This is a genomic window from Roseateles terrae (assembly GCF_014192155.1).
Taxonomy (GTDB): domain Bacteria; phylum Pseudomonadota; class Gammaproteobacteria; order Burkholderiales; family Burkholderiaceae_C; genus Roseateles; species Roseateles terrae.
Genome location: NZ_JACHXO010000001.1, coordinates 316,526 through 342,197 on the forward strand (window position 1 = coordinate 316,526; position 25,672 = coordinate 342,197).

Annotated in this window: 12 protein-coding genes; 2 read left to right on the forward strand and 10 right to left on the reverse strand. The window is 65.8% G+C overall.

The genetic code is table 11. The annotated features are described in order from the left end of the window. Positions 1 to 17: 17 nt before the first annotated feature. Genes FHS28_RS01375 through FHS28_RS01385 form a run of 3 tightly spaced genes read right to left on the reverse strand, consistent with a single transcriptional unit; the run spans position 18 to position 1,990 of the window. Positions 18 to 368 carry a hypothetical protein gene (locus FHS28_RS01375; RefSeq protein WP_088449432.1) on the reverse strand — a complete coding sequence of 117 codons (351 nt, stop codon included), beginning with the start codon at positions 366 to 368 and terminating at the stop codon, positions 18 to 20. 51 nt (positions 369 to 419) lie between these two features. Further along, positions 420 to 977, reverse strand: coding sequence for a DUF6445 family protein (locus tag FHS28_RS01380; protein WP_088449431.1), 558 nt, complete (start codon positions 975 to 977; stop codon positions 420 to 422). Positions 978 to 1,018: 41 nt separating this feature from the next. Then, the gene (locus FHS28_RS01385) at positions 1,019 to 1,990 is read right to left on the reverse strand and encodes an adenine nucleotide alpha hydrolase family protein (RefSeq protein WP_184293985.1); all 972 of its coding nucleotides are present in this window, start codon (positions 1,988 to 1,990) and stop codon (positions 1,019 to 1,021) included. Positions 1,991 to 2,130: 140 nt separating this feature from the next. Between FHS28_RS01385 and FHS28_RS24530 the strand changes: the two genes are divergently transcribed. After that, positions 2,131 to 2,487, forward strand: a complete 357-nt coding sequence (locus tag FHS28_RS24530) for a hypothetical protein (RefSeq protein ID WP_221193656.1) — start codon at positions 2,131 to 2,133, stop codon at positions 2,485 to 2,487. Between the two features lie 510 nt (positions 2,488 to 2,997). On the opposite strand, the gene FHS28_RS24420 is transcribed toward FHS28_RS24530, so the two are convergent. From FHS28_RS24420 to FHS28_RS01425, 7 genes are all read right to left on the reverse strand, one after another. Beyond that, a complete protein-coding gene (locus FHS28_RS24420) occupies positions 2,998 to 4,572 on the reverse strand; it encodes a methyl-accepting chemotaxis protein (protein ID WP_088449429.1) in 1,575 nt (524 codons plus the stop codon). A 246-nt stretch (positions 4,573 to 4,818) separates the two neighbouring features. Then, positions 4,819 to 5,796, reverse strand: coding sequence for a glycosyltransferase (locus FHS28_RS01400; protein WP_088449428.1), 978 nt, complete (start codon positions 5,794 to 5,796; stop codon positions 4,819 to 4,821). After that, positions 5,793 to 6,623, reverse strand: a complete 831-nt coding sequence (locus FHS28_RS01405) for a DUF5672 family protein (RefSeq protein ID WP_088449427.1) — start codon at positions 6,621 to 6,623, stop codon at positions 5,793 to 5,795. Before FHS28_RS01405 ends, FHS28_RS01400 begins: the two co-directional genes overlap by 4 nt. A 48-nt stretch (positions 6,624 to 6,671) precedes the next feature. After that, positions 6,672 to 7,829, reverse strand: coding sequence for a glycosyltransferase family 4 protein (locus FHS28_RS01410; protein ID WP_184293987.1), 1,158 nt, complete (start codon positions 7,827 to 7,829; stop codon positions 6,672 to 6,674). A gap of 209 nt (positions 7,830 to 8,038) precedes the next feature. Then, positions 8,039 to 12,523, reverse strand: a complete 4,485-nt coding sequence (locus FHS28_RS01415; RefSeq protein ID WP_088449425.1) for an SPM autocatalytic domain-containing protein — start codon at positions 12,521 to 12,523, stop codon at positions 8,039 to 8,041. A gap of 183 nt (positions 12,524 to 12,706) precedes the next feature. Then, a complete protein-coding gene (locus FHS28_RS01420) occupies positions 12,707 to 22,165 on the reverse strand; it encodes an SPM autocatalytic domain-containing protein (RefSeq protein WP_088449424.1) in 9,459 nt (3,152 codons plus the stop codon). Positions 22,166 to 22,619: 454 nt separating this feature from the next. Further along, the gene (locus tag FHS28_RS01425; RefSeq protein ID WP_088449423.1) at positions 22,620 to 23,297 is read right to left on the reverse strand and encodes a GntR family transcriptional regulator; all 678 of its coding nucleotides are present in this window, start codon (positions 23,295 to 23,297) and stop codon (positions 22,620 to 22,622) included. Positions 23,298 to 23,481: 184 nt separating this feature from the next. Here FHS28_RS01425 and scpA point away from each other — a divergent pair, with 184 nt between their 5' ends. After that, on the forward strand, positions 23,482 to 25,671 hold the full coding sequence (gene scpA / locus FHS28_RS01430) for a methylmalonyl-CoA mutase (protein WP_088449422.1): 2,190 nt from the start codon (positions 23,482 to 23,484) through the stop codon (positions 25,669 to 25,671). The last annotated feature ends 1 nt before the right edge of the window (position 25,672 follow it).

Here is a 25,672-nt window from a genome sequence, read left to right on the forward strand (position 1 = left end):
ATTCTGCGAGAAACCGCTTACTTCTGAGGCTCTGGTGAAGCGCTTCCCCCTTCCGCCCTTCGAGCCAGAAGTTTTGAATGCGCGGCGAACAAGCTTCCGGATATCGGGCCGGCTTCCATCTCCTTGATGATGGATCCAATCAGGCGTGCTCCCGGCGGTGGGCTTGCGACCGACTCGAAGTGAAAAACCAGGCCGGTTAGTCCTGAAATTCCGGTGACGGGAACGAAAACGTCGTTCCGGCCGATTCCGACGACATCGAACAGAGGCAGAGCGGTAGCCTCGACGCCGATCTCTTTTTTGAGGATTTGTGCCTGCTCTTCATTCAACTGAAGCCAACCAATTGGTGAGAAGATTTCAGCAGTATTCATCGCGTAACCTTTAAATCAAGAGATGGATTCACCGTCAGAGTGAGCCCGTCTTCAATGGAGGGTGTTGAAGAAGAAGGTCTGGAACAAACGGCCATCCTCCTTCGATTGGCCGAAATGACCCTGGCTGCAGTGGAATCGTCCTCCCCGGAACAACACAAGTCGGTTGAAACGATTGGCGACCTGATCTGTTCGTAGCCACTGCTCTGCGGACGAGCCATCCCTGTCGCATGTCTTGCGCGTCTCCTCATCCTGTGGATACCAGTCAAGTCCGGTGGCCTTATGCTTGAAGAATGCCGTCCCCCCGGAGACCGGCGCATCCGGGGTGAGATACAGAACACCCGACCAGCAGGTGGTGTGGTCTGCGTGTACCCAGGTACGATCGGAACTCAGGCTGACCTGGAAGGCACCGTTGTAGTTGTCCGTCGGCCACCATGTGATTGGAATCTTGACCAATTGCTGAATGGCGCTTAGCACGGGAAAGCTCAGAAAAGACGCGGTTCGCATCCCCGGATAGTTGCCTTTGACTGTGAAGCTTTGCGCGAGTGCAAATGCACGCACCTCCATAGGATCTGCATAGAAATCATCGGCGATGATGATCGTCTCTAACATGGTGGCTTTTCTCCTAGTTTTCTTATAAGAGTTTCGCTTGGCTATGCCATTCGTTCCATTACCCATTGGCGATGGTCCGGCGTGATGGTGGGTTTTTCAACCTTTTTTACGCCCCACGCACGGTCGTAGATGCCTCCCCGGATTTCTTTTGACACCTCATAGATGTGGGGGTTGTATCCGAGACGATCGAACATCGACTCCTCCACGACACCGATGAGCTTGCAGTTGGAGGTGTTGCCCGCGATCGCCAGCTTCTTCCAGCCCATACTCATCACCAGCGACAATTGGTCCGCTTCCTGAATCCGACTGGCGAGCAGGGGGGATACGCACACTGTGTTCTGGTCCGCAGTATCAGCTGTGAAGCTTGTAAGCGGATAAGCAAGCGGTGGAAATCGGTGGCCACTGATCACCAGGCGCACGCCGAATTCCCGGCTGGTCCTTGCCATGGCCGAGAAAACGCCTCGAATGCAGGAGCTGCAAGGAATCTTGTTGGAGCCTGCCAAAAGGTTTTCTCGCGCTTGCGACCGGACATCGATGCGTTCAATCCTCAGCAGTATGCCGAGGCGGTTGCAGAATTCGCGGCTGTTATCTTGGACCTCCTCGGGAATGAAACCGTTGTCCACCAGAACGGCGACGGGATTTAGTCCGTAATCGCGTACCGCCACAATTGCCGCCAGAGCACTATCCTTCCCGCCGGAATAGGCAAGAACGCAATCTTGCGCCTTTGCTGTGCAGCTTCCCCTGAATTGCGCAATGACCGAGGCTGCCGTCTCCGCCGAATGTGCTCCGCTTGCGGCTTCCGCCTCGTGTTCAAGGCAATGGTTGCACAGCCCGTTGTGGGTGATGAATACGCCCGGTAGATCGTCCGCCAGCAGACATCGCTTGCAGGAATGATCGACGACATGTGCCGTGCAACCGTCTGGACTGATGGCCAGACGTCTGAGGAACATTCCGGTTTGGCGGAATAGATCTGAACTTTGGTCTTGCGTCAGTCGGATGAATGACTGAACCATACTTGGCTCCTAGGTGATGTAAGGGCTGCGAAGCAGCGGTGGCGCTGTCGAATCCGACAGACGCCACGTTCTCTCCACTCGGAGATTCAGACGCCTTGTGAACCTTGAACGCCCTGAGGTCCTTGGACGCCCTGGAGTCCTTGCAGTCCCTGAACGCCTTGCACGCCCTGGTGACCCTGAAGGCCCTGAGCACCCTGAGCGCCCTGAGCGCCCTGAGGTCCTTGCACACCTTGGAAACCTTGCGGTCCCTGGACGCCCTGAAGTCCTTGCAGTCCCTGGACGCCTTGCACGCCCTGGTGACCCTGAAGGCCCTGAGCGCCCTGAGGTCCCTGCACACCTTGGAAACCTTGTGGTCCCTGGACGCCCTGGAGTCCTTGCAGTCCCTGGGCGCCTTGCACGCCCTGGTGACCCTGAAGGCCCTGCGCGCCCTGAGCTCCTTGGAAACCTTGCGGTCCCTGCACGCCCTGCAAACCTGGCAGTTCGGCAACAACACGTAATGAAGAGATGCGCTGGCCCGTCAAGCGATGAATATGGTCACTTTGCTCAGCGCTGAGCGGAAGATTGACGACGGATTCGTTCACTGTTGACTCCCTGATGTTAATGAGCAGACGCCAGCCGTTTGCGTGCTTTCAGTCACGCTGCCTCAGTGGCCCGCTCATTCATCACAGTAACGGTGTGTTGTCATTCATGCTCGACGGTCGTCCTAAATACTGCTGACGGATCTCTTTTGACTGATCAATCGTCTGCAGTCATCGAAGTTCATTTCTATCAATGAGACTGGATATGACAGACTGGTGTGTATCAAATAGATCGATGCATCATGTGGGAATGATGGCAATGATGGCAATGATGGAAATGATGGCAATAATTTGAAATTGAATGAAATGCGACATGCAGAGTGGCCGGATTGAATCAATGGATGCAAGGGTCGCCGTGGTCGGGCATTGGCCTTCGAGCAAAAAAAAACGGAACCGTTCGGTTCCGTCTTTCCCACTCGGGTCTTGAGATCAAGCCATCCGCATCCCATCCCGCAGCTTGAAGCGCGAGATCATCTCGGTCAGCGCCTGCGCCTGCTGCCGCAGACTCTCCGCGGCCGCCGCGCTTTCTTCCACGAGCGCCGCATTCTGCTGCGTCCCCTGGTCAATCGCCGTCACGGCTGCATTCACTTCACCGATGCCGGTGCTCTGCTGCTCCGTGGATTGATTGATCTCGCTCATCAGGCTCGTCACCGTCTTCACCTGACGCACGATGTCGTCCATGGTGCGGCCGGCCTCATTCACCAGCGCGCCCCCCGCATCCACCTTCTGCACGCTGTCGGAAATCAGCGTCTTGATTTCCTTCGCCGCCTGCGCCGAACGCTGGGCCAGTGACCGCACTTCCCCTGCCACCACCGCAAAGCCGCGGCCCTGTTCACCCGCCCGGGCCGCTTCCACTGCCGCATTCAGCGCCAGAATGTTGGTCTGGAACGCAATGCCGTCGATGACGCCGATGATGTCGTGAATCCGCCGGCTGGAGCCGTTGATTGCCTCCATGGTGCTGATCACCCGTCCCACCACTTCGCCGCCTTGACCCGCGACCTTGGCCGCTTCGCTCGCCAGGTCCGTTGCCTTGCGGGATGTGGCGGCACTGTGCTGCACCGTGGAGGTCATGTGCGCCATCGAAGACGCCGTCTGCTGCAAGGCGCTGGCCTGGGATTCAGTCCGCGCCGACAGGTCCTGATTGCCCATGGCAATCTGCGAAGACGCAGTCGCAATGCCGTCCGCAGCCTCCCGCACATTCGTCACCATGCCGGAGAGGTTCTGGCTCATGGCGCGCAGCGCCGTCAGCAGCTGCGCCATTTCATCCTGGCCCTGCACCTCGATGTCCTGCCGCAGGTCGCCTTGCGCCACCGATTCAGCCAGCTGGATGGCATTGGCCAGCGGCCGAGTGACCGCACGGCTGATCAGCCAGCCCAGCACACCCGCCGTCAGTGCGGCGACCACCGCAATCATCGACAACAGCCACCGATCCTGAGACAGGCTCGACGCCGCTTGGGCCGTCTCTGCCGCGCCACGGGCGTCTTCATACAGAATGAATTCCTGCGTCGCCTTGAGCAGCGCCGCCAGCAGCGGACGGCACTCGTTGTTCATCTTCGTGATCGCTTCGTCACGCTGCCCCTGTTGTGCCAGGCCCACGATCGCGAGGGCGACCGGGCCATACCTGGCTTCCACCGATTCCACCTGCGCAAACATCTCGCGGTCTTTGGCGGTGGCATTCGGCTCGGCGATGTCCTTCTTCAGCTTGCTCAGGCTGTCCTCGACCGCCTTGTGCGCTGCGGTCACGGCTGCGAATTCGACCTTGCGGTCTTCCGCCGTCGTCACCAGCACCAGATTGCGCGCCGCAATGGCTCGCGACTTGGTGGCTGTTTCCAGCTCCGTCACCAGTCGCTGTCGATAACCCACCCCGTCCAGATACTCCTGGAAGCGCGCATTCGCATGGCTCAACCAGATCAGAGCCGCACCAGCGACCAAGGCCACGATCAGCGCCATCAGGCCGAAACCGGCCCAGAGCTTGGTCTTCACTTTCAAGGACAGCAGTTTCATTCGGGGTGCCTCCGCGCGCAGATCGTGGAATGTCAACAGAACGAACGAATCTTCGAGCAGCGACCCGCGTGGCGAAAGGGCACACCGACGATGAACCGCACCGGGAAGCCGCTGATTTGGCTGTCAGGTCTTCACCGACAGGGAATACCCTCACCCCTGTCCACGGCATCCTCCGCCCGCTGGCTCCCTCCGCCTGGGCCCCTGAACTGCACAGGCCGCCCAGTGCACCTCACCTGTTTCCTTGCTTCAGGCGCGCAGCGCGTGGGCCAGCCCGGACACTTCCCGCTCGAAGATCATCCGCTCCCGCTGGACCGCCTGCCTCGCCGGCAGGCTCAATTCGAGATAAAGCTCATAGTGCTGCATCAACTGGCGGGCGCCGGCGAACACCTGGTCCACCTGGTCCGGTTTGAAGTAGCACTCTTCTGGAAGAAGGTAGTCCCTGGCGGCGCCAACATCCAGTGCAAAGACGCAGCACTGGCGGCTCAAGGCTTCCCGGGCCAGCCGGTCTTTGCCCGGGAAGGTGCCCAGATCAATGAACAGCTTGCTGCGCCCCAGCGCCTCATACACCTGCGCCCGGCTCATGCCGCGGATCAGATGCACCCGGCAGTCGTTTTCCCGCTCCAGCCGCGCCGCAATCGCGCCCACGTCATACAGCACCTTGTGATTGGCATTGATGGCGATGTCCGTCTTGGGCCAGGACGCCGTGTCCGTGATCCCAGGGGTGTAGTCCGACAGCGGCAGGGTCCGGTGGCATCCCAGTGCGCGGATCACCTGGTGCGCGTAACCCGACTGATAGGCGTGCAGCACCCGCTCGGTGCGCAGCGCATTCAGGTTGACCTTCTGCACCGACAGATATTCAAACGCGTTGTCGATGCTCAGCCACCACACCATGGGCGTGCAGGGCTGAAAGTAGCGCAGCCAGTGCACATAGGTCTCGGCCAGCACCACACAGGTGTCGGCATTCATGACGATCTGCTCGGCCAGCCGCACCTGATACTTCTCGTAATCGGCCACCGTATTGGGCCGCGGCTGCAGCCGCAGTGCCGTGTCCGGCCCCAGGCCATTGCCGCGATGCAACTGGTCGATGGCCGCCAGGTCGCTGGGCAGCACATACCAGACCCGCGCATCGTGCCCTTGCCGGAGGAGGGCGTCAGAGAGCTGATGCAGTGCCTCGGGCCCGCCGGTCTGCACGCCATGCGGAATCAGGATGATGATCTGTTTCATGACGCGGCTCCATTCAGCGCATTCAGCGCATCCAGCCGCTGCTGCAGACGCTGCGCGGCGGCCGGCGAGATCACCTGCAAGCCGGGCAGCAGATAGTTGCTGCGGCTCTTGATGATGCGGTCCGAGAGGTGCTCGACCAGAAAGTCGGGGCTCTCCCGGTAGACCGAGGGCAGGTGGAAGATCCCGTGAAAGCCAAAGGTGGGGAAGGGCACGGCCGGGAATTCCACCGAGAAGTGCTGCGCAATGGCCTTGGGTGCAAACCGGCAGCCCATGCGCTCCAGCGTCTCCCGCATGCGTCGGCAGATGAACAGGTCTTCCGCTTCACTCGGATCGTCGTAGTCCAGTTGCGCCACCGCCTGCACCAGCCGGCGGGAACGCCAGGAGAAGCCGCCATTGCCCACGTCATGACGGTCGTAATTGGGCCAGGGCGCGCCGATGTAGTCGTAGTGCAGGAAATGCGGCGAGAACTGGTCGGCATTCAGCACGAAGCCGTCGTACTGGATCACCAGTACAAAGTCTGCGGTCAGATGGCGCGCCAACTCCTGCGTCACCAGCAGGTTGTATTCATTGATCGACCGCAGTGTTGGAATCCGGATCACCGGCAGCCCGCCCCACAGCTCCGGCTTGTCCGAATAGATCAACACCTGCGAGAAGGGCAGGCCCTGGCGTTCCATCGCCTGCATGCTGTGCAGCAGGGCCTGGCGGGCGAGCTGATGCAGGTCGGTATCGATGATGGCCACCGCCAGGCGGGGGCCGCTGGCCGGCCGCGGCAGCACGGTGGCGTCGTTCGCCGCCGTGTCAGGGGCGCTGGAAGGGGAAACAGTCATGGGGCGCCTTATCAACAGAGGTCGGACAGGAGGCGGAGGGCCGGCGGCTCAGCAGAGATCCAGCAACTGCCGGGTTACCTGGGCCCAGGAGAAGCGCTGTGACAGCCGCTGGCGGGCCGCTTCCCGGCGGGCGGGCGGCGGCAGGCGCTTCTCCACCACCTGCAGCATGGATTCGCGCAGGTCTTCCAGGTCCGGCACCACAAAGGCACCGCCCACCGGCTGGGGCGCGTCGGCCGGGGTGCCGGGGCGGGTGAAGAGGCGGTGGCACAGCTCGGGCGGCGTGAAGTCGTCGGTGGCGCCGCCGCCGCTGACAATCACATGGGTGCCGCAGCCCATGGCTTCGAGCACCGGTAGGTTGAAGCCCTCGGCGCGATACGGCGACACATACGCGTCCGACAGCGCATACAGCGAGCGGATCTGCGGCAGATTCAGGCTGGTGGAGAGCACCGCAATGCCGTCCCGCACCACCGGCAGGCCCAGCTGCGGCGCGCGGGCGGTCATCTCGGCGAACACCCGCTCCACCGAAATGCCATACAGACCCTGGTGGTCCTTCAGGATCAGCCGCACCGGCAGGCCCGACAGCCGCAGTTCCGCGAAGGCCAGCAGCAGCAGGTCGATGCCCTTGTTCCAGGTGGCCACGCCCACATTGGTGAACACCGTCTCTTCCGGGCGGATGTTCAAGGCCGCACGCGCCTGCTGGCGCTGCTCCTCGGTCATCGGGAAGAAGGTGTCGGTCTTGTAGCCGTGGGGGACCACCTGCACCTTGTCCGGATCAAATCCGTACTCCACCAGCCGGGCTTTGGACCAGCGGGTGGGCGTGATCACCTGGTCGTCGCCCTGGGTGAAGGCGGCTGGCGCCAGCTCGGGGGGATCAAAGCTCTTGCCGCTCAGGCCGAATTCGGTGACCACAAAGGTCAGGTGGCGGCGCGCCAGCTCCGGATGGTTCAGGCGCACCGGCGAGGCGATGCGCAGCACGGTGTCCATCACCTGGTCGCCGGGGTCCGGCAGGCCGTCGATGACGGCGCGCTCCTCCGCCGAGAAGCCGGAGTCCAGCTTGCTGCGGTCCCAGTGCGGCATGAAGAACGGCGCATCCCGATGGAACAGCTGGAAGCGCGGGTCCTTGGCCATCTCCAGGATCTGGTTCTGGTTGACCATGGCGATGGAGTGATTCACCCCCCGCCAGCCCTCGATGCACAGAGTTTTCAACGCGTCGTCCTTCCGGTTGGCCCCCGCGGCCTGGGCCGGCCAAAGCCAGCCAGGGAAGGGGCATCTTCAGGACCATTGTGTCGCGATGGTGAACCAGGGCAAGCGGCGAAAAGCCGGATTCCCTCCGCGCATCTCTTGTCGCGGCAGGATCAGGCATGGACGGGGGCCACGGGACGCCGGCGGATCAGCGCCGGACGGGGCGCTGGACGTCAGATCAGCGGCGAGGCGCCGGTCTCGTCATCCGGGTGCTTGCGCATCAGCAGGGGGTGTCCCAGGGAGACGTGGGCGCTGTCCGCCGAGGCTGCCGTGTGGGCGGCCGCCGCGGCGGCCACGGCCGTCACCGAAGCCGCGGCCGAGGTCGCCGGGGAAGACACCGCACTCGACAGCAGCCCACCGGCATCCAGCCCCTCGTGCGCCGGCGCCGCCAGCAGATCAGCGGCTTGCACCGTCGTGCCGCTCTTGGCGAACCAGACGTCCGCCATCTGATGCGTCACCCCATCGGCGGTCTTGTAGCCGGAGATGAGCCCCAGCACGTTGCCGTGGTCCTGCGCCGCGCTGCTCTGGGCATTCAGGTCCAGCTCCACGATGCCCAGCTGCGCCAGGGTCTTGAGTTCCCCGGCGTCGGTCTTGCCGTTGCCATTGGCATCCGCCCAGATCCGCAGTTCCCCAAAACCGGCATCCGCCGCGGTCAGCTTGTGGTCGTGGTTGCTGTCCATGGCCATCATGGCCTGGTAGCCGTTGGCGGCATGCTGCCCGTTGGCCAGCACCGTGCCGGAGCCAAACAGCTCGGCGCCGGAGTTGATCACCCCGTCCCCATTGAGGTCGCGCGCCAGCAGGCCGTTGCCGCTGGCCATCCAGCCCCATTGCTGCTGCTGGCCGGTGCCGTTCATGTCAAAGAGCACGCCATGCTCGGCAGACACGGTCGAGAGCCCCGCGCCGTCCAGGTTCAGCATGATCGGGGTGGCCAGGAAGAGCGCGTCCAGCTGCTTGCCGGTCATGGCGTGCAGCGCGTCGGTGTTGAAGGCCAGCACCTGGTCCATGTTCAGGGCGGCCAGATCACGCGTTTCCAGGCCGATGACGGCGTCGCTGGTGATCGCGTGGATCTGGTCCAGCGTCAGCGCCTTGGCCTGGTCGCGGGTGAGGGCGGTCAGGTCTTCGCTGGACATCACCGCAAAGCCGTCCGACGAGATCGCCGCCATCTGCTGGCTGGTCATGGCGACGATGTCGCGGCTGTCCAGCGCCTGGATGGCGTCGGTGTTCAGGGCCGCAATCTGCTCGGTATGCAGGGCCCGCAGCACCTGGGTGCTCAGGCCGTTGATCTGGTCGGAGCCCAGCGCCGCAATCATGTCGGTGCCCAGGCCATTGAGCGTGGCGGAACTGAAGCCGCGCATGGCGGCAGAGCCCAGCGCCGCGAAATCTTCGGTCGCGAAGCCGGAGAGCTGGTTCAGCGTCAGTTCGGCCACCTGCGCACTGGTCAGCAGGTGCATCTGGTCGGTGTTGAGTGCAGCGAAGTCGCCGGCGTCCATCACCCGGATGGCGCGGCCCGGCAGCAGGGCGATGTCCTGCGGATCGAGCGCGGCAATCTGGTCACTCGTCCAGGCGAGCACCTGCACGTTGGTCAGCGCGGCGACCTGATGCGTGTCCAGCGCGGCGATCTGGTCGGTGTGCATCGCCGCGGCCTGCTGGAAGGTTAGTGCGGCCACCTGCCCCGTGTTCAAGGCCTGGATCTGATCCAGGGTCAGCCAGCCGATCTGGTCGGTGGACAGGGCCCGCAGCGCGGTCGTGTGCAACTGGGCCAGGTCCTGGGTTTCGAGGGCGGCGATCTGGCTGGCATCCAGCGCGGCCAGTTGCGCCGAGCGCAGGGCGGCGAACTGCACCGTGGTCAGGGCCTGCAGCACATCGGTCGGCATCGCCGCGATCTGCAGCGACGTCAGTGCCGCGATCTGCTTGGCCGACAAGGTGGCCATCTGCGCGCCGTCCAGCGATGCAAACTGGTCACTGCCCAGGCCCAGCAGCGCAGTGCTGGAAATCTTGGCCAGTTGCGCCGGTGTGAGGTGGTCCAGCTGGTCCACCGTCATGCCCATCATCTGGCGGGAGGTGAGGGTTGCCAGCTGCGCATCGGTCATGCTGCCGACACTGTCGCCGCTCAGGGCGGCGATCTGGGCCGAGTTCCATCCGGCCAGCGCCCGGGTGCTGATGGCGGCCACATCCGCCAGCTCCAGGTTGGCGATCTGGTCGGTGGTCAGTGCCCCGATCTGGCGAGATGACAGCACCGCATATTGCGCCGTGTTCATCGCATTCAGATCGGCCTGGGACCAGGCCGCCAGCTGGGCGGTGGTCAGGGCGGCGACCTGATTGGTGCGCATCGCATCGATCTGCGAGTCGACCAGGGCATTGAGCTGACTGGTGCTGAGCGCCTGCACGGCCGTCACGCTCAGGCCGATCACGCCCTGGCTGGAGAGCGCGTCGATCTGGTCCGGCGTCATGGCCGCCACCTGGGCGGTGCTGAGCTGTCCGGTCTGGCTGCTGCCGAAGGCGCCAAACTGTTCGCGCGTCATCTGGCCGATCTGGGTGGCCCCGAGGACCGCCAGGTAGGTCGGTTTGATGGCAGCCAGCATCTCCGGCGCGAGCTGGCCGATTTCATTGCTGCTGATCGCCGCGATCTGGAAGGACGTCAGCGCCTGGAAATGGCTGGTCCCCAGCGCATTGAGCTGATCGTGATCCAGGTCCCGCACCTGGGCCGTGCTCAGGGCGGCCAACTGACCGGTACGCAGGGAGGTCAGGGCATTGACGCCCAGTGCGTCGAACTGGTCGGACGTCAGGCCCTTGATCGCCAGCGTGTTGATGGCAGCCAGCGCTTCAGTACTCAGCGCCGTGATCTGGTCCAGGCGCAGCGCGGCGATCTGGCCGGAATTCAGCACCTGCGACTGGGCGGTGGTGATGCCACCGACCAGCGACACATCCAGCGCACTGATCTGCGCCGTGCTCAGCGAGCGGATCACCGTGCCCGACAGGGCGCCGAAGTCTTCCGACTGCAGCAGTGACACCTGCTCCGTCGTCAGCCCGCGGAACTGCTGGGAGCTGAAGGCGGAGAACTGGTTGGTCGTCAGGCTGTTGAGGTCGTCCGGCGTCAAGGCGGAGAGCTGGACCGTGGTCAGCGCACGCACCTGGGCGGAGGTCAGTGCCACCAGCTGATCGGTGCTGAGCAGGTCCAGCTGATCGGTGGTCAGCGTGGCCACCACGCGGGTGGACAGCGCCTGGATGGCGCCGGTGCTGAGGGAGACCAGCTGGTCCGACGTCAGATCACTGAGCTGGCGGGTGCCGATGGCGCCGGCCTGGCTGCTGCTGAGGGCCGCCAGTTGGGAGGGGTCCAGGGCGGCGAGCTGGGCGCCGCTCAGGCCCTTGAGCGCTGTACTGCTCAGAGCCGCCAGGTCGTCCGTGCTCAGGGAATGCAGCTGGCTGCCGGACAGGGCGGCCAGTTGACTGGAACTCAGGGCGTGGATCTGGCTGGTGGTCAGCGCGGCCAGATCGTCCGTATCAAAAGCCGCCAGTTGCCGAGTGGTGATCGACTGGATCTGCGAGGTCTTGAGCGCTGCCAGTTGCTCCGGCGTCATCGCCGCCATCACGTCCGGACGCAGGCCGGCCAGGGCGGCACTGCTCAGCGAGCGCAGTTCATCGGTGCTGAAGGACGGGAGCTGGTCGGTGCGCAGCCCGACCAGCTGCAGCGAGGTGAGGCTCGCCACCTGCTGGCCCGTCAGGCCATTGAGCTGGTCGGAACTCAGGGCAGCCAGCTGGGTCGAATCCAGCGCCCGCAGCCCCTTGGTGCCGATGACGCCCAGGTCTTCCGCCTCCAGCGCCGCCACCTGGGCGGTGTTCAGTGCCTTGATCTGCAGCGTGCCCACCGCGCTCATCTGCTCGGTGGTCAGCGCAGCGAGATTGTCGGTGCTGAGGGTGCGGAACTGCTGGCTGGTCAGGGCGCCGATCTGGCGGGAATCCAGGGACACCAGCGCGTCCGAGCTCAGATGCGAGACGGCGGTGGTGGTGAGATAGCGCACCGCCTGCGTGTTCAGCGCATGCAGCGCGTCACTGGTGAGGCTGTTGAGCTGGTCGGCCGTCAGCCCCTTGCTCTGGTTGCCGCTGATCGTGTTGATCTGGGCGGTGTCCATCGCCTGCAGCTGGTCGGTGCTCAAGGTGCCCAGCTGATCGGTACTGAGGGCCTTGACCTGCTGAGAGGTCAGCGCGGCCACTTCATCGGTGGCCAGCAGCCCGATCTGGGTGCTGTTCAGGCCGCGCACCTGCACGGAGGTCAGCGCCTGGATCTGGGTGCTGTCCAGCGCGCTGAACTGCGCACTGTCCAGCCGCCGCAGCCGGTCGATGGTGAGGGCCGGAATCTGCTCGGTGGTCAGCGCATGCACCTGGTCCGAGGTCAGGGCCTGGACCGTCAGGGTGCCGAGCGTGCGGATGGCCGCTGTGTGGATCGCCTGGACGTCGGTCAGTTCCATGGCCGACAGCTGGCCCGACGCCAGCGAGGTCAGCTGCCGCGCCGTGAGCGCATGCACCTGATAGGTCGTCAGTCCCACCACCTGGGCAGCGGTCAGCAGCGCCCATTCCTCACCCGTCAGCGTGTTGAGCTGGGCGGTGGTCAGGGCGCCGATCTGTTCCGGTGTCAGGGCGGAGACGTCGAAGGTGGCCATGCGGTCAAGCGATCCAGGGTCAGGCGGTGGTGAACACCGATGTCAGAACCATTGTCAGAGTGCCAACGAATACACAAACGGCCGCACGCGGCGGCCGAAGCCCCGAAGGGCTGAATTTCTCACGGCCCGGGCGCTTTCGCGACCCGGGCCGGGGGCCTTCCAGCCCCCCGGGCGTCAAACCGCTCAGATCAGCGGGCCGTTGCCGTTCTCTTCATCCAGCTTCGGCTTGGACAGCGCCGCCAGCAGGTCATGGTGGACCGTGCCGGTGGTGGCCGTCGTCACCGAGGTGGTGGCCGGGGTACCTGTTGCCGAGGTGGCCGAGGTGCCCGGGTCGCCCAGCAGGTGGGTGCTCGGTGCGGCCAGCAGGTCGCCCAGGGCCGGCGTATGCGCCGTACTCGAAGCGGTCTGCGTGCTGCCGTCCTTGGCCAGCCAGACGTCGGTCATCTCGTGCGTCGTGCCATCCGACTTGGTGAAGCTGGAGACCAGACCCATCACGTTGCCGTTCTGCACGTCGGTGCCCTTGGCCGCGTTCAGGTTCAGGTCGCTGATGCCCAGGTCCGCCAGCGTCTTGAGTTCACCCGCGTCGGTCTTGCCGTCATGGTTGGCATCCACCCACACCTGCAGCTTGCTGAAGTTGCCGTCCAGCGCGTTGATGTGGCCGTCGTGGTTGCTGTCCAGCGTGGCGAGGGCCGTGAAGCCGTCCGCACCCTTCTGGCCGTTCACCACCGTGCCCGCCCCGAACAGTTCACCGCCGTTGTTGATCTTCCCGTCGCCGTTCAGATCCATCACCAGCAGGCCGTCGTTGCCGCCGACCCAGCCCCACTTGTCGTTGTGGCCGGTGTTGTTCAGGTCGAAGTGCACGCCCTGGCTGGCCGACAGCGTCTGGATGCCGTTGCCGTCCAGGTCCAGCATGATCGGCGTGGACAGGAACAGCGCGTTGTGTTGCGCGTCGCTCCAGCCGGCCATCTGCTCGGAGGTGATCACCAGCGACTGCTGCATGTTCATCGCCGCCAGGTCCTGCGTGTCCCAACCGATGAACTGATCCGAGCTCATCGCCATGAGCTGGTCGGTGCTCAGGCCCTGCACCTGGATCGAGGTCAGCGCGTGGATGTCTTCGGAACCGAAGGCCACGATCTGGTCCGTCGTCAGGGCATGGATCTGCGCCGAGGTCATCGTCGCGAAGTGCTGGCTGGTCAGGGCCGTGATGTCGTCGGTCGTCAGCGAGGCGATCTGGTCGGTGCCCAGGGCGCGGATCTGTGCGGTCGAGAACTCATGGACCTGATCGGTCGTCAGCGCCGCGATCTGGTCGGTGCTGAAGGCGTGGACCGCGGCCGTGCTCAGGGCATGGATGCCGGCGGTGGTGATCGCGCCGATGTCGGCGGTCTCGATGCCCACGATCTGCGTGCTGCTCACCGCGCCCCACTGCGAGGCCGTCAGCGCGTGGATCTGATCCGAGCTGAAGGCTTCGAAGTCGGCCGAGCCGAAGGCCACCATGTTGCTGCTGCTGATCGCGGCCAGGTCGCCGGTGTCCAGCGCCGCCACCTGGTCGGTGGTGAAGGCGTGGAGCTGGGCCGAGCTGAAGGCCACGACCTGCGCCGAGGTCAGCGCCGCGACGTCATCGGTCGCGAGCTGGCTCACCTGCAGGGTCGAGAAGGCCGACACCTGCTGGGTGCTCAGCGCGGCGATCTGGTTGGAGTCCAGGGCCTCGAGCTGAGCGCTGTCCAGCGAGCGGATCGCCAGCGTGCTCAGGGCGCGCAGGTCCACCGTCTCGAAGGCCGCCATCTGGTCGGTGGTCAGACCATCGACCTGGGTCGAGGTCAGGGCCGCCGACTGGACCGAGCTCAGCGCCACGATCGCTTCGGTGCTCAGGGCGCCGATCTGGGCCGAACTCAGCGCCTGCAGCTGGGTGCTGGTCAGCGCGGCCACGTCGTCGCTGGTCATCGTCGAGACCTGCGCGGTGGTCAGCGCCTGCAGCTGGCCGTTGGTCAGGGCACGGATCTGGCCGCTGGTCAGCGCATTCAGGTCGTCGCTGGTCAGGTTGGCGATCTGCGCGGTGGTCAGCGAATTGACCTGGTTCGTCGTCAGGGCCGCGATCTGGTCGCTGCCCAGGGCTTCCAGCTGGGCGCTGGTCAGGGCACGCAGGGCCACGGTCGAGAGCGACTTGAGGTCACCGCTTTCGATCACCGCCACCTGGTCGGTCGTCAGACCCAGCACCTGGGTGGAGGTCAGGGCCGCCACCTGGGTGGAGCTCAGCGCCACCACCGCATCGGTGGCCAGCGCGCCGACCTGCGCCGAGTTCAGTGCCTGGATCTGGTTGGAGGCCAGGGCGGCGACGTCCTCGCTGGTCATGCTGGAGACCTGCGCGGTGGTCAGCGAAGCTACCTGGGCCGTGGTCAGCGCTCGGATCTGCGCGCTGGTCAGGGCATTCAGGTCGTCGCTGGCCAGGTTGCTCATCTGACCGGTCGTCAGCGCAGCCACCTGGGCGGTGGTCAGCGCCTGGACCTGGTCGGTGCCCAGGGCATTGACCTGGTCACTGGTCAGGCTGCGCAGGGCCGTGGTCGTCAGGGCCTTCAGGTCGCCGGTTTCGATGGCGGCGATCTGGTCGGTCGTCAGGCCCGCCACCTGCTTGGTACCGAGGGCGGCCACCTGCAGGGAACTGAGCGCTTCGATCGCGTCGGTCGCCAGCGCACCCACCTGGGCGGAGCTCAGCGCTGCCACCTGGTTGGTCGCGAGGGCGGCGACATCGGCCGTTTCCATCGTGTTGATCTGGCCGGTCGTCAGCGCCGCCACCTGGGCGGTGCTCAAGGACTTGATCTGGGCGCTGGTCAGGGCGTTCAGATCGTCGCTGGTCAGGTTGCTGATCTGGCCGGTGGTCAGCGCAGCGACCTGGCTGGTGGCCAGGGCGGCGATCTGGTCGCTGCCCAGGGCCTCCAGCTCGGCGCTGGTCAGCGATGCCACCTGGGCGGTGGTCAGCGCACGCAGCTGGCCGGTGGTCAGGGCCGCGAAGTCATCGGTTGCCAGCTGGCTGACCTGGCCGGTCGTCAGCGACGCCACTTGCGTGGTCGTCAGCGCCTGGACCTGGTCGGTGCTCAGCGCCTGCAGCTGGTCGCTGGTCAGAGCGCGCAGGGCGACGGTGTTCAGCGACTTCAGGTCCGCCGATTCGATGGCCGCCATCTGGTCGGTCGTGAGACCGGCCACCTGACGGCTCGTCAGCGCGGCGACCTGGCCGGAGGTCAGGGCCTCGATCGAGTCCGTCGCCAGCGCACCGACCTGGGCCGAGCTCAGCGCGGTGATCTGGTTGGTGCCCAGGGCCTGGACATCCTCGCTGGTCATGTTGGCGACCTGCGCGGTGGTCAGGGACGCGACCTGCTGGGTGGTCAGGGCCCGGATCTGGGCGCTGGTCAGCGCATTCAGGTCGTCGCTGGAGAGGTTGCTCACCTGGCCGGTCGTCAGGGCGACCACCTGCTGGGTGCTCAGCGCCGCCACCTGGTCGGAGCCCAGGGCATCCAGCTGGGTGGAGGTCAGCGATTGCAGCGTGTTGGTCGTCAGGGCCTTGATGTCTCCGGTCTCGATCGCGGCGATCTGGTCCGTGGTCAGGCCGGCGGCCTGGCGGCTGGTCAGCGCAGCAATCTGGCCGGAGCTCAGCGCCACCACGGCATCGGTGCTCAGCGCACCCACCTGACCGGAACTCAGCGCGGCAACCTGCTGGGAGGTCAGCGCGGCGACGTCGTCGCTGGTCATGGTGGAGACCTGCGCCGTCGTCAGTGCGGCCACCTGCTGGGTGCTCAGCGCCTTGATCTGGGCGCTGGTCAGCGCATTCAGGTCGTCGCTGGACAGGCTGCTGAGCTGGCCGGTGCTCAGCGCCGCCACCTGGGCGGTCGTCAGCGCGGCGATCTGGTCGGAGCCCAGGGCGTCGATCTGGTCGGTGGTCAGCGCACGCAGGGCGGTCGTGGACAGCGCCTTCAGGTCACCCGTTTCGATGGCGGCCATCTGGTCGGTCGTCAGGCCGGCGACCTGCTTGCTGGTCATGGCCGCGACCTGGTTCGACGTCAGCGCCACCACCGCATCGGTGGCGAGCGCACCCACCTGGCCGGAGCTCAGGGCGGCGACCTGGTTGGTCGTCAGGGCGGCGACGTCGTCGCTGGTCATGGTCGAGACCTGGGCGGTCGTGATCGCGGCCACCTGGGCGGTGCTCAGGGCCTTGATGTGGGCGCTGGTCAGGGCGTTCAGGTCGTCGCTGGAGAGCGTGCTCACCTGGCCGGTCGTCAGGGCTGCCACCTGGGCGGTGGTCAGCGCCTGCACCTGGTCGGAGCCCAGGGCCTCCAGCTGGGTGCTGTCCAGGGCGCGCAGGGCGGTGCTGGTCAGGGCCTTCAGGTCACCGGTTTCGATCGCGGCGATCTGGTCGGTCGTCAGGCCCGCCACCTGCTTGGTGGTCAGGGCGGCGACCTGCAGCGAGCTCAGCGCGACGATGGCGTCCGTGGCCAGCGCACCGACCTGGGCCGAGCTCAGCGCGGCGATCTGGTTGGTGGCGAGGGCGGCCACATCGGCCGATTCCATCGTGTTGATCTGACCGGTGGTCAGCGCGGCCACCTGGGCGGTGGTCAGGGCCTTGATCTGGCCGCTGGTCAGCGCATTCAGGTCGTCGCTGGCCAGGGTGGAGATCTGGGCGGTCGTCAGCGCGGCCACCTGGCTGGTCGCCAGGGCGGCGATCTGGTCGCTGCCCAGGGCATCCAGCTCGGCGCTGCTGAGCGCAGCCACCTGGGCGGTGGTCAGCGCACGCAGCTGACCGGTGGTCAGGGCGGCGAAGTCGTCGGTGGCCAGCTGGCTGACCTGCGCGGTCGTCAGCGAGGCGACCTGGGCGGTCGTCAGCGCCTGCACCTGGTCGGTCCCGAGCGCCTGCAGCTGGTCGCTGGTCAGGGCGCGCAGGGCGACGGTGTTCAGGGCCCGAAGATCGGCGGTTTCAAAGGCGGCCATCTGGTCGGTCGTGAGACCGGCGACCTGACGGCTGGTCAGTGCGGCGACCTGACCCGAGGTCAGTGCTTCGATCGCATCGGTGGCGAGTGCACCCACCTGGGCCGAGCTCAGGGCAGCGACCTGGTTGGTCGCCAGCGCCTGGACGTCGTCACTGGTCATGGTGCTGATCTGACCGGTGGTCAGGGCCGCGACCTGCTGGGTCGTCAGCGCGCGGATCTGGCCGCTGGTCAGGGCGTTCAGGTCGTCGCTGGTGAGGTTGCTCACCTGGCCGGTCGTCAGCGCGGCGACCTGCTGGGTGCTCAGCGCGGCGATCTGGTCGGAATTCATCGCCTCCAGCTGCGCCGAGGTCAGCGACGCCAGCGTGTTGGTGGTGATGGCCTTCACATCGGCCGATTCCAGCGCGGCGATCTGGTCGGTGGAGAGGCCAGCGGCCTGCTTCGAGCTGAGGGCGGCCACTTGCGTGGAACTCAGGGCGACGATGGCGTCGGTGCTCAGGGCACCCATCTGGCCGGAGCTGAGCGCTGCCACCTGGTTGGTCGCCAGCGCAGCCACATCGGCCGATTCCATCGTGTTGACCTGACCGGTCGTCAGCGCCGCCACCTGGGCGGTGCCCAGGGCGCGGATCTGGCCGCTGGTCAGGGCATTGAGGTCGTCACTGGTCAGCGCGGAGACCTGGCCGGTGCCCAGCGAGGCCACCTGGGTGGTGGTCAGCGCCTGGACCTGGTCGGACCCCAGGGCATTGAGCTGGTCGGAGGTCAGCGAGCGCAGAGCGGCGGTGTTCAGGGCGCGCAGGTCACCGGTTTCGATGGCGGCCATCTGGTCGGTCGTCAGGCCGGCGACCTGCTTGGTGGTCAGCGAGCCGATCTGGGTCGAACCCAGGGCCACGATGGCATCGGTGCTCAGGGCGCCGACCTGGGCGGAACCCAGAGCCTGCAGCTGGTTGGTGGTCAGCGCGGCGACATCGTCGCTGGTCATGGTCGAGACCTGACCGGTCGTCAGCGCGCCGACCTGGGCGGTGCTCAGGGCCTTGATCTGCGCGCTGGTGAGCGCGTTCAGGTCATCGCTGGCGAGGGTGGAGATCTGGCCGGTGCTCAGCGAGGCCACCTGCGTGGTGCTCAGGGCGGCGATCTGGTCCGAGCCCAGGGCATCCAGCTGGCTGCTGTCCAGGGCGCGCAGGGCGGTGGTGGACAGGGCCTTGATGTCGCCGGTTTCGATGGCGGCGATCTGGTCGGTCGTCAGGCCCAGGGCCTGCTTGCTGGTCAGCGCGCCAACCTGGGTGGAGGTCAGGGCCGCCACGTTGTCGGTGGACAGGGCGCCGATTTGGGTGGAGCTCAGCGCAGCCACCTGACCGCTGGTCAGGGCCTGCACATCGGCGCTTTCCATGCCGCGGACCTGGTCGGTCGTCAGCGCGGCGATCTGGGCGGTGCCCAGGGCGCGGATCTGGGCGGTGCCCAGCGCATTCAGGTCTTCACTGCCCAGGGCCACCACTTGCTGGGTGCTCAGGGCGGCGACCTGCGCAGTGGTCAGCGCGGCGACCTGGTCGGAGGTGAGGGCGGCCACCTGGTCGGTGGTCAGGCCACGCAGGGCCTGGGTGGACAGGGCCTTCACATCCACGGTTTCGATGGCGCCGACCTGGTCGGTCGTCAGGCCACCCACCTGCTTGGTGTTCAACGGCGCGATCTGAGACGAGCTCAGGGCGGCGATGTTCTCGGTCGAGAGCGCACCCACCTGACCCGAGCTCAGTGCGGCGATCTGGTTGGTGGTCAGGGCCTGCACGTCCTCGCTGGTCATGGTGCTGACCTGCGCGGTGGTCAGCGCAGCGACCTGGGCGGTGGACAGCGAACGGATCTGGCCGCTGGTGAGGGCGTTCAGGTCATCGCTGGAGAGGTTGCTCACCTGGGTCGTGCTGAGCGCGGCCACCTGGGCGGTGTTCAGCGCAGCCACCTGGTCCGAGCCCAGGGCGTCCAGCTGGCTGGAGTCCAGCGAGCGGATCACAGCGGTGGTCAGGGCCTTCAGGTCGCCGGTTTCAATGGCGGCGATCTGGTCGGTACTCAGCCCGGCCGCCTGCTTGGTGCCGAGGGCCGCCACCTGCGACGAGGACAGGGCGGCGACGTTGTCGGTCGCCAGCGCAGCCATCTGCGACGAGCTCAGGGCCTGCACCTGCGCGGTGGTCAGGGCCTGCACGTCCTCGCTGGTCATGTTGTGGATCTGGTCCGTCGTCAGCGCGGCGATCTGAGCGGTGCCCAGGGCGCGGATCTGCGCCGAGCCCATCGCATTCAGGTCGTCGCTGGACATGGCGGCCACCTGGCCGGTCGTCAGCGCAGCCACCTGGCCGGTGCTCAGGGCGGCGACCTGGTCGGAGCCGAGGGCGTCGAACTGGTCGGTGGTCAGCGAGCGGATCGCGGCGGTGGACATCGCCCGCAGATCGACCGTCTCGATGGCGGCGATCTGGTCGGTCGTCAGGCCGGCAATCTGCTTGGTGCTCAGGGCGGCCACCTGGGTCGAGCTCAGGGCGGCCACGTTGTCGGTGGACAGCGCGCCCATCTGGGCGGAGCTGAGGGCGGCGACCTGGTTGGTGGTCAGCGCCTGCACATCGGCGCTTTCCATGCCGTGGACCTGGTCGGTCGTCAGCGCGGCGATCTGGGCGGTGCCCAGGGCGCGGATCTGGGCCGAGCCCATGGCATTGAGGTCATCGCTGGACATCGCGGCCACCTGGCCGGTGGTCAGCGCGGCGACCTGGCCGGTGCTCAGCGCCTGGACCTGGTCGGTGCCCAGGGCATTGAACTGGTCGGTGGTCAGCGAGCGGATGGCGGCGGTGGACATGGCCCGCAGGTCACCGGTCTCGATGGCGGCGACCTGGTCGGTGGTCATGCCGGCGATCTGGCGGGTGCTGAGGGTGGCCACCTGCGCGGAGGTCAGGGCGGCGACGTTGTCACTCGTCAGGGCGGCGATCTGGCCGGAGCTCAGGGCCTGCACCTGGCCGGTGGACAGGGCCTGCAGGTCGGCACTTTCCATGCCGTGGACCTGGTCGGTCGTCAGCGCGGCGACCTGGGCGGTGCTCAGGGCGCGGATCTGGCCGGTGCCCAGGGCGTTGAGGTCATCAGTGGCCATGGCGGCCACCTGACCGGTCGTCAGGGCGGCCACCTGCTGGGTGGTCAGCGCGCCGACCTGGTCGGAATTCAGGGCGTCAAACTGGGCCGTGGTCAACGAACGCAGGGCGTTGGTCGACATCGCACGCAGGTCGCCGGATTCGATCGCGGCCACCTGGTCGGTGGAGAGGCCCAGCAGCTGCTTGCTGGTCAGCGAGGCGACCTGACCCGAGGTCAGCGCCACGATGGCTTCGGTGGAGAGCGCGGCGACCTGGGCCGAGCTCAGGGCGTTGATCTGACCGGTGGTCAGCGCCTGCACGTCGGCGCTTTCCATGCCCTGCACCTGGCTGGTGGACAGGGCGGCAATCTGGGCGGTGCCCAGCGCGCGGATCTGGCTGCTGTCGAGCGCATTGAGCTCGTCGGTGGAGAGCACCTGCACCTGGGCGGTCGTCAGCGACCCGACCTGGGTGGAGCTCATCGCGGCCACCTGGTCGGAGCCCAGGGCCTGGACCTGATCGGTGCTCAGCGAACGCAGCGTGGTGGTGGAGATGGCCTTGATGTCATCGGTGCCGATGGCAGCGATCTGGTCGGTCGTCAGCCCCTTGGCCTGGGTGGAGGTGAGGGCGCCGATCTGGCCGGAGCTCATCGCCTCGATCGAGTCGGAGGTCAGGGCGCCGAGCTGGCTGGAGCTCAGGGCGCGGACCTGGGCCGTCGACAGGGCCTGCACATCGTCGCTGGCCAGGCCGCCCATCTGGTCGGTGGAGAGGGCGGCGATCTGCTGGGTGGTGATGGCGCGGATCTGGGTAGTGTCCAGCGCCGAAATGTCTTCGCTGCTCAGCTGGCGGATCTGGCCGGTGGTCAGCGCGGCGATCTGCTGGGTGGTCAGTGCCGCCACCTGGCTGGAGTTCAGGGCGCCGACCTGGTCGGTACCCAGGGCATGGACGGCGGCGGTGCTCAGGGCCTTGACGGCGTCCGAGGTCAGCGCGGCGGTCTGGTCGGAATTCAGGGCAGCGGCCTGCGTGCTGGAGATCGCAGCAGCCTGCTGGGTGCCGAGGGCGGCGACGCCGTCGGTCGAAATGGCGGCGACCTGGGACGAGCTCAGGGCGCGGATCTGGTCGGTCTTCAGCGCCTGCAGGTCCTCGGAGGTCAGCGTGCTGATCAGCGAGGTGGAGATGGCGGCCACCTGCTGGCTGCTGAGCGAGCGGATCTGGTCCGACGCCAGCGCATTCAGGTCGTCCGACTCCAGATTGCGCACCTGCTGCGTCGTCAGCGAGCCCACCTGACGGGTGGTCATGGCGCCGAACTGGTCGGACCCCAGGGCATTGAGCTGCTCGGTGGTCAGGGTACGGATGGCCGCCGTGCTCAGCACCTGCAGGTCTTCCGACTGGATGGCGGCGATGTTGCTCGTCGTGAAGAACGACACAGCCTTGGTGCCGAGCGTGGCGAACTGCTCGGTAGTCAGGGCCTGGAATTGATCGGTGGTGAACGCCGCCCAGTCCTCGCTGGTCAGGCGCGCGAGCGTGGTGGACGTCAGCGTCTGAATCTGGTCGGTGGACAGGTTGGTAATGAGCGATGCCATCTTTGAAACTCCGTGGGCTATGGGCCGGTGCGCCCATAGGCGCTCGTTGTCGATCTGAAACTGCAGGGGGGTCGAGCGACCGGCTCCCGTCATTCGGTTTTCGGACACGAATTGACAAACTTGAGCCAGCTCAGAAATGGTATGGCGCTTGTCTTTACGTTGAAGCAAACAAAAGGCGGTCTTGTCGGCCTCAGTTCACGGTTACGGACGCTGCGTACAGCCCGTGGATGCGGGGGGTGGGGATCTTGCGCTTTGCCCTGTTCATCGGCCTTCCCGGGCGATGCAGGAGCGCAGGCCCACGCCGCGCCAATGGCGGCGTGACAAAAGTCTCATATCAGGAATGTTGCTGAGGCCTGATATATAGCGACCGGGGTTTATGTCGCCGCTGATAAGGTTTCAGCGACCTTTTCGATGGGGTGTCCCGGCATGAATCGGCAAAGGCCGATCGTGTGCGTTATTGCACAGGGTCCTGGGGGGTATGGCCGGTCGCCTGAAGGCCGTGCTCAAAATGCAGACGCATCAAACGCGCCACGGTCTCGGGGTCTCGTTGCAACAAAGCGTGAAGAATGTCGCGGTGTTCCTGCAGCGAGTCCTGCAGCCGGCCCTGCATGAATAGGGAATGGTGCCGGTTGAGTTTCATCACCCGGCGCAGGTCGGTGATGAACTGCAGGCGCCAGCGGTTGCCATCCAGTTCAACGATGCGCAGATGGAAGCGCTCATTGGCGGCGAAGAACTGATCGCGGTGGGGAAGGGACGCTTCCAGCGCGTCATGCAGCGCCTGCAGTTCCGCCAGATCCGCCTCCGAACCTTGCCGCGCGACCTGGGCTGCGGCGTCGCTTTCCAGCAGGGAGAGCAGCTGATAGGCCTCCCGGACATCCCGCTCCGACATTTCGGTGACGTAGGCGCCGCGGCGCACCCGCATCGTCACCAGGCCCTCGCTGGCCAGCACCTTCAAGGCCTCCCGCAGGGGTGTGCGGCTGATCCCCAGCTCGGCGCACAGCTTCAGCTCGTCGATCCAGCTGCCCGGCTCGAGCTCGCGGTTGAAGATGCGCTGACGCAGCCGCTCCGCCACCTCTTCATAAAGGGCGCGCGGGGCCAGGGGCGGCGACTGCGACGAGGGAACGGATGACATATATAAGAGAGAGGGGCGGCGGTAGCCACAAACGGAAGCAGCATCGGCGGGCGACACCCGCACCGTTTTTTGCGCAAGTGCAGGTCCATCCGCCCCGTCGTTGTCAGAGTGTAGTCAAATCCTGAATTCATAATTATGAATAAGCGGGGCGCTATGATCGCCGTCGCCGTAGGAGATAGCTTTCATGTCTGACGAATCCAGGCTTCCCGCCGCCCCGCAAGAGGTTCCCGAGTTCGCGTCCGTCTCTCTGGAACAGTGGCGCAAGGCCGCCGCCAAGTCGGCCCCTGGCGGGGATGTGGAGGCGCTGAACTGGCACACGCCGGAAGGCCTGGTGGTCAAGCCGCTCTACACCGCGGAAGACGTGCAGGGCCTGCCCCATGCCAATACGCTGCCCGGATTCGAGCCCTTCCTGCGCGGACCGCAGGCCACCATGTATGCGGTGCGGCCCTGGACCATCCGTCAGTACGCCGGTTTCTCCACCGCCGAAGAGAGCAACGCCTTCTATCGCAAGGCGCTGGCGGCGGGCGGGCAGGGGGTGTCGGTGGCCTTCGACCTGGCCACCCACCGGGGTTACGACTCCGACCATCCGCGGGTGACCGGCGACGTCGGCAAAGCCGGCGTGGCCATCGACTCGGTGGAGGATATGAAGATCCTGTTCGACGGCATTCCGCTTGACCGGGTGTCCGTCTCCATGACCATGAACGGCGCCGTGCTGCCGGTGCTGGCGGGCTATGTGGTGGCGGCGGAGGAGCAGGGCGTCTCGCAGGCGCAGCTCAGCGGCACCATCCAGAATGACATTCTCAAGGAGTTCATGGTCCGCAACACCTACATCTACCCGCCCGAGCCGTCGATGCGCATCATCGGCGACATCATCGAGTACACCGCCCGGCACATGCCGAAGTTCAACTCGATCTCCATCAGCGGCTATCACATGCAGGAAGCCGGTGCCAATCAGGCGCTGGAGCTGGCCTTCACGCTGGCGGACGGCAAGGAGTATGTGAAGACCGCCATTGCCAAAGGCATGGATGTGGACGACTTCGCCGGCCGGCTGTCGTTCTTCTGGGCCGTGGGCATGAACTTCTATCTGGAGATTGCCAAGATGCGGGCGGCGCGCCTGCTCTGGTGCCGGATCATGAAGGGCTTCAACGCGAAGAATCCCAAGAGCCTGATGCTGCGCACCCACAGCCAGACCTCCGGCTGGAGTCTGACCGAGCAGGACCCCTACAACAACGTGGTGCGCACCACCATCGAGGCGATGGCCGCGGTGTTTGGCGGCACCCAGTCGCTGCACACCAATTCGCTGGACGAGGCGATTGCCCTGCCCACCGAATTCAGTTCGCGCATTGCCCGCAACACGCAGCTGATCATCCAGGAAGAGACGCACATCACCAGCGTCATCGACCCCTGGGCCGGCAGCTACATGATGGAGTCGCTCACCCAGGACATGGCCGACAAGGCCTGGGCCATCATCCAGGAAGTGGATGCGATGGGCGGCATGACGAAGGCGGTGGATTCGGGCTGGGCCAAGCTCAAGATCGAAGCCAGCGCGGCGGAGAAGCAGGCCCGCATTGATGCGGGCAAGGATGTGATCGTCGGCGTCAACAAGTACCGGCTGGCCAAGGAAGATCCGGTGGAGATCCTGGAGGTGGACAACGTCAAGGTCCGCGACAGCCAGATCGCCCGCCTGCAGCAGCTGCGCGCCACCCGTGACGGCGCGGTGGTGACGGCAGCGCTCCAGGCGCTGACCGAGGCTGCCCGTAGCGGCCAGGGCAACCTGCTGGATCTGAGCATCCGCGCCATCCGCCTGCGGGCGACGGTGGGCGAGGTGTCCGATGCGCTGGAAGCGGTCTTCGGTCGCCACCGCGCCGACACGCAGAAGGTCAGCGGCGTGTATGCCGCGGCCTATGACTCGGCGGAAGGCTGGGAACGCCTGCAAAGCGAAATCAAGGACTTCGCCGAGGCGCAGGGCCGCCGCCCGCGGGTGATGATTGCCAAGCTCGGCCAGGACGGTCACGACCGTGGTGCCAAGGTCGTGGCCACCGCCTATGCGGACCTGGGCTTCGACGTGGACATGGGCCCGCTGTTCCAGACCCCGGAGGAATGCGCCCGCCAGGCCATTGAGAACGACGTGCATGCCGTGGGCGTCTCGACCCTGGCCGCCGGTCACAAGACGCTGGTGCCGGCCATCATCCAGGCGCTGCGGGACCAGGGCGCGGACGACATCATCGTCTTTGTCGGTGGCGTGATTCCGGCGCAGGACTACGACTTCCTCTATGAGGCCGGCGTGAAGGGCATCTACGGCCCGGGCACGCCCATCCCCGCCAGCGCGAAGGACGTGCTGGAACAGATCCGCAAGGCCACCGCAGCGGTCTGAC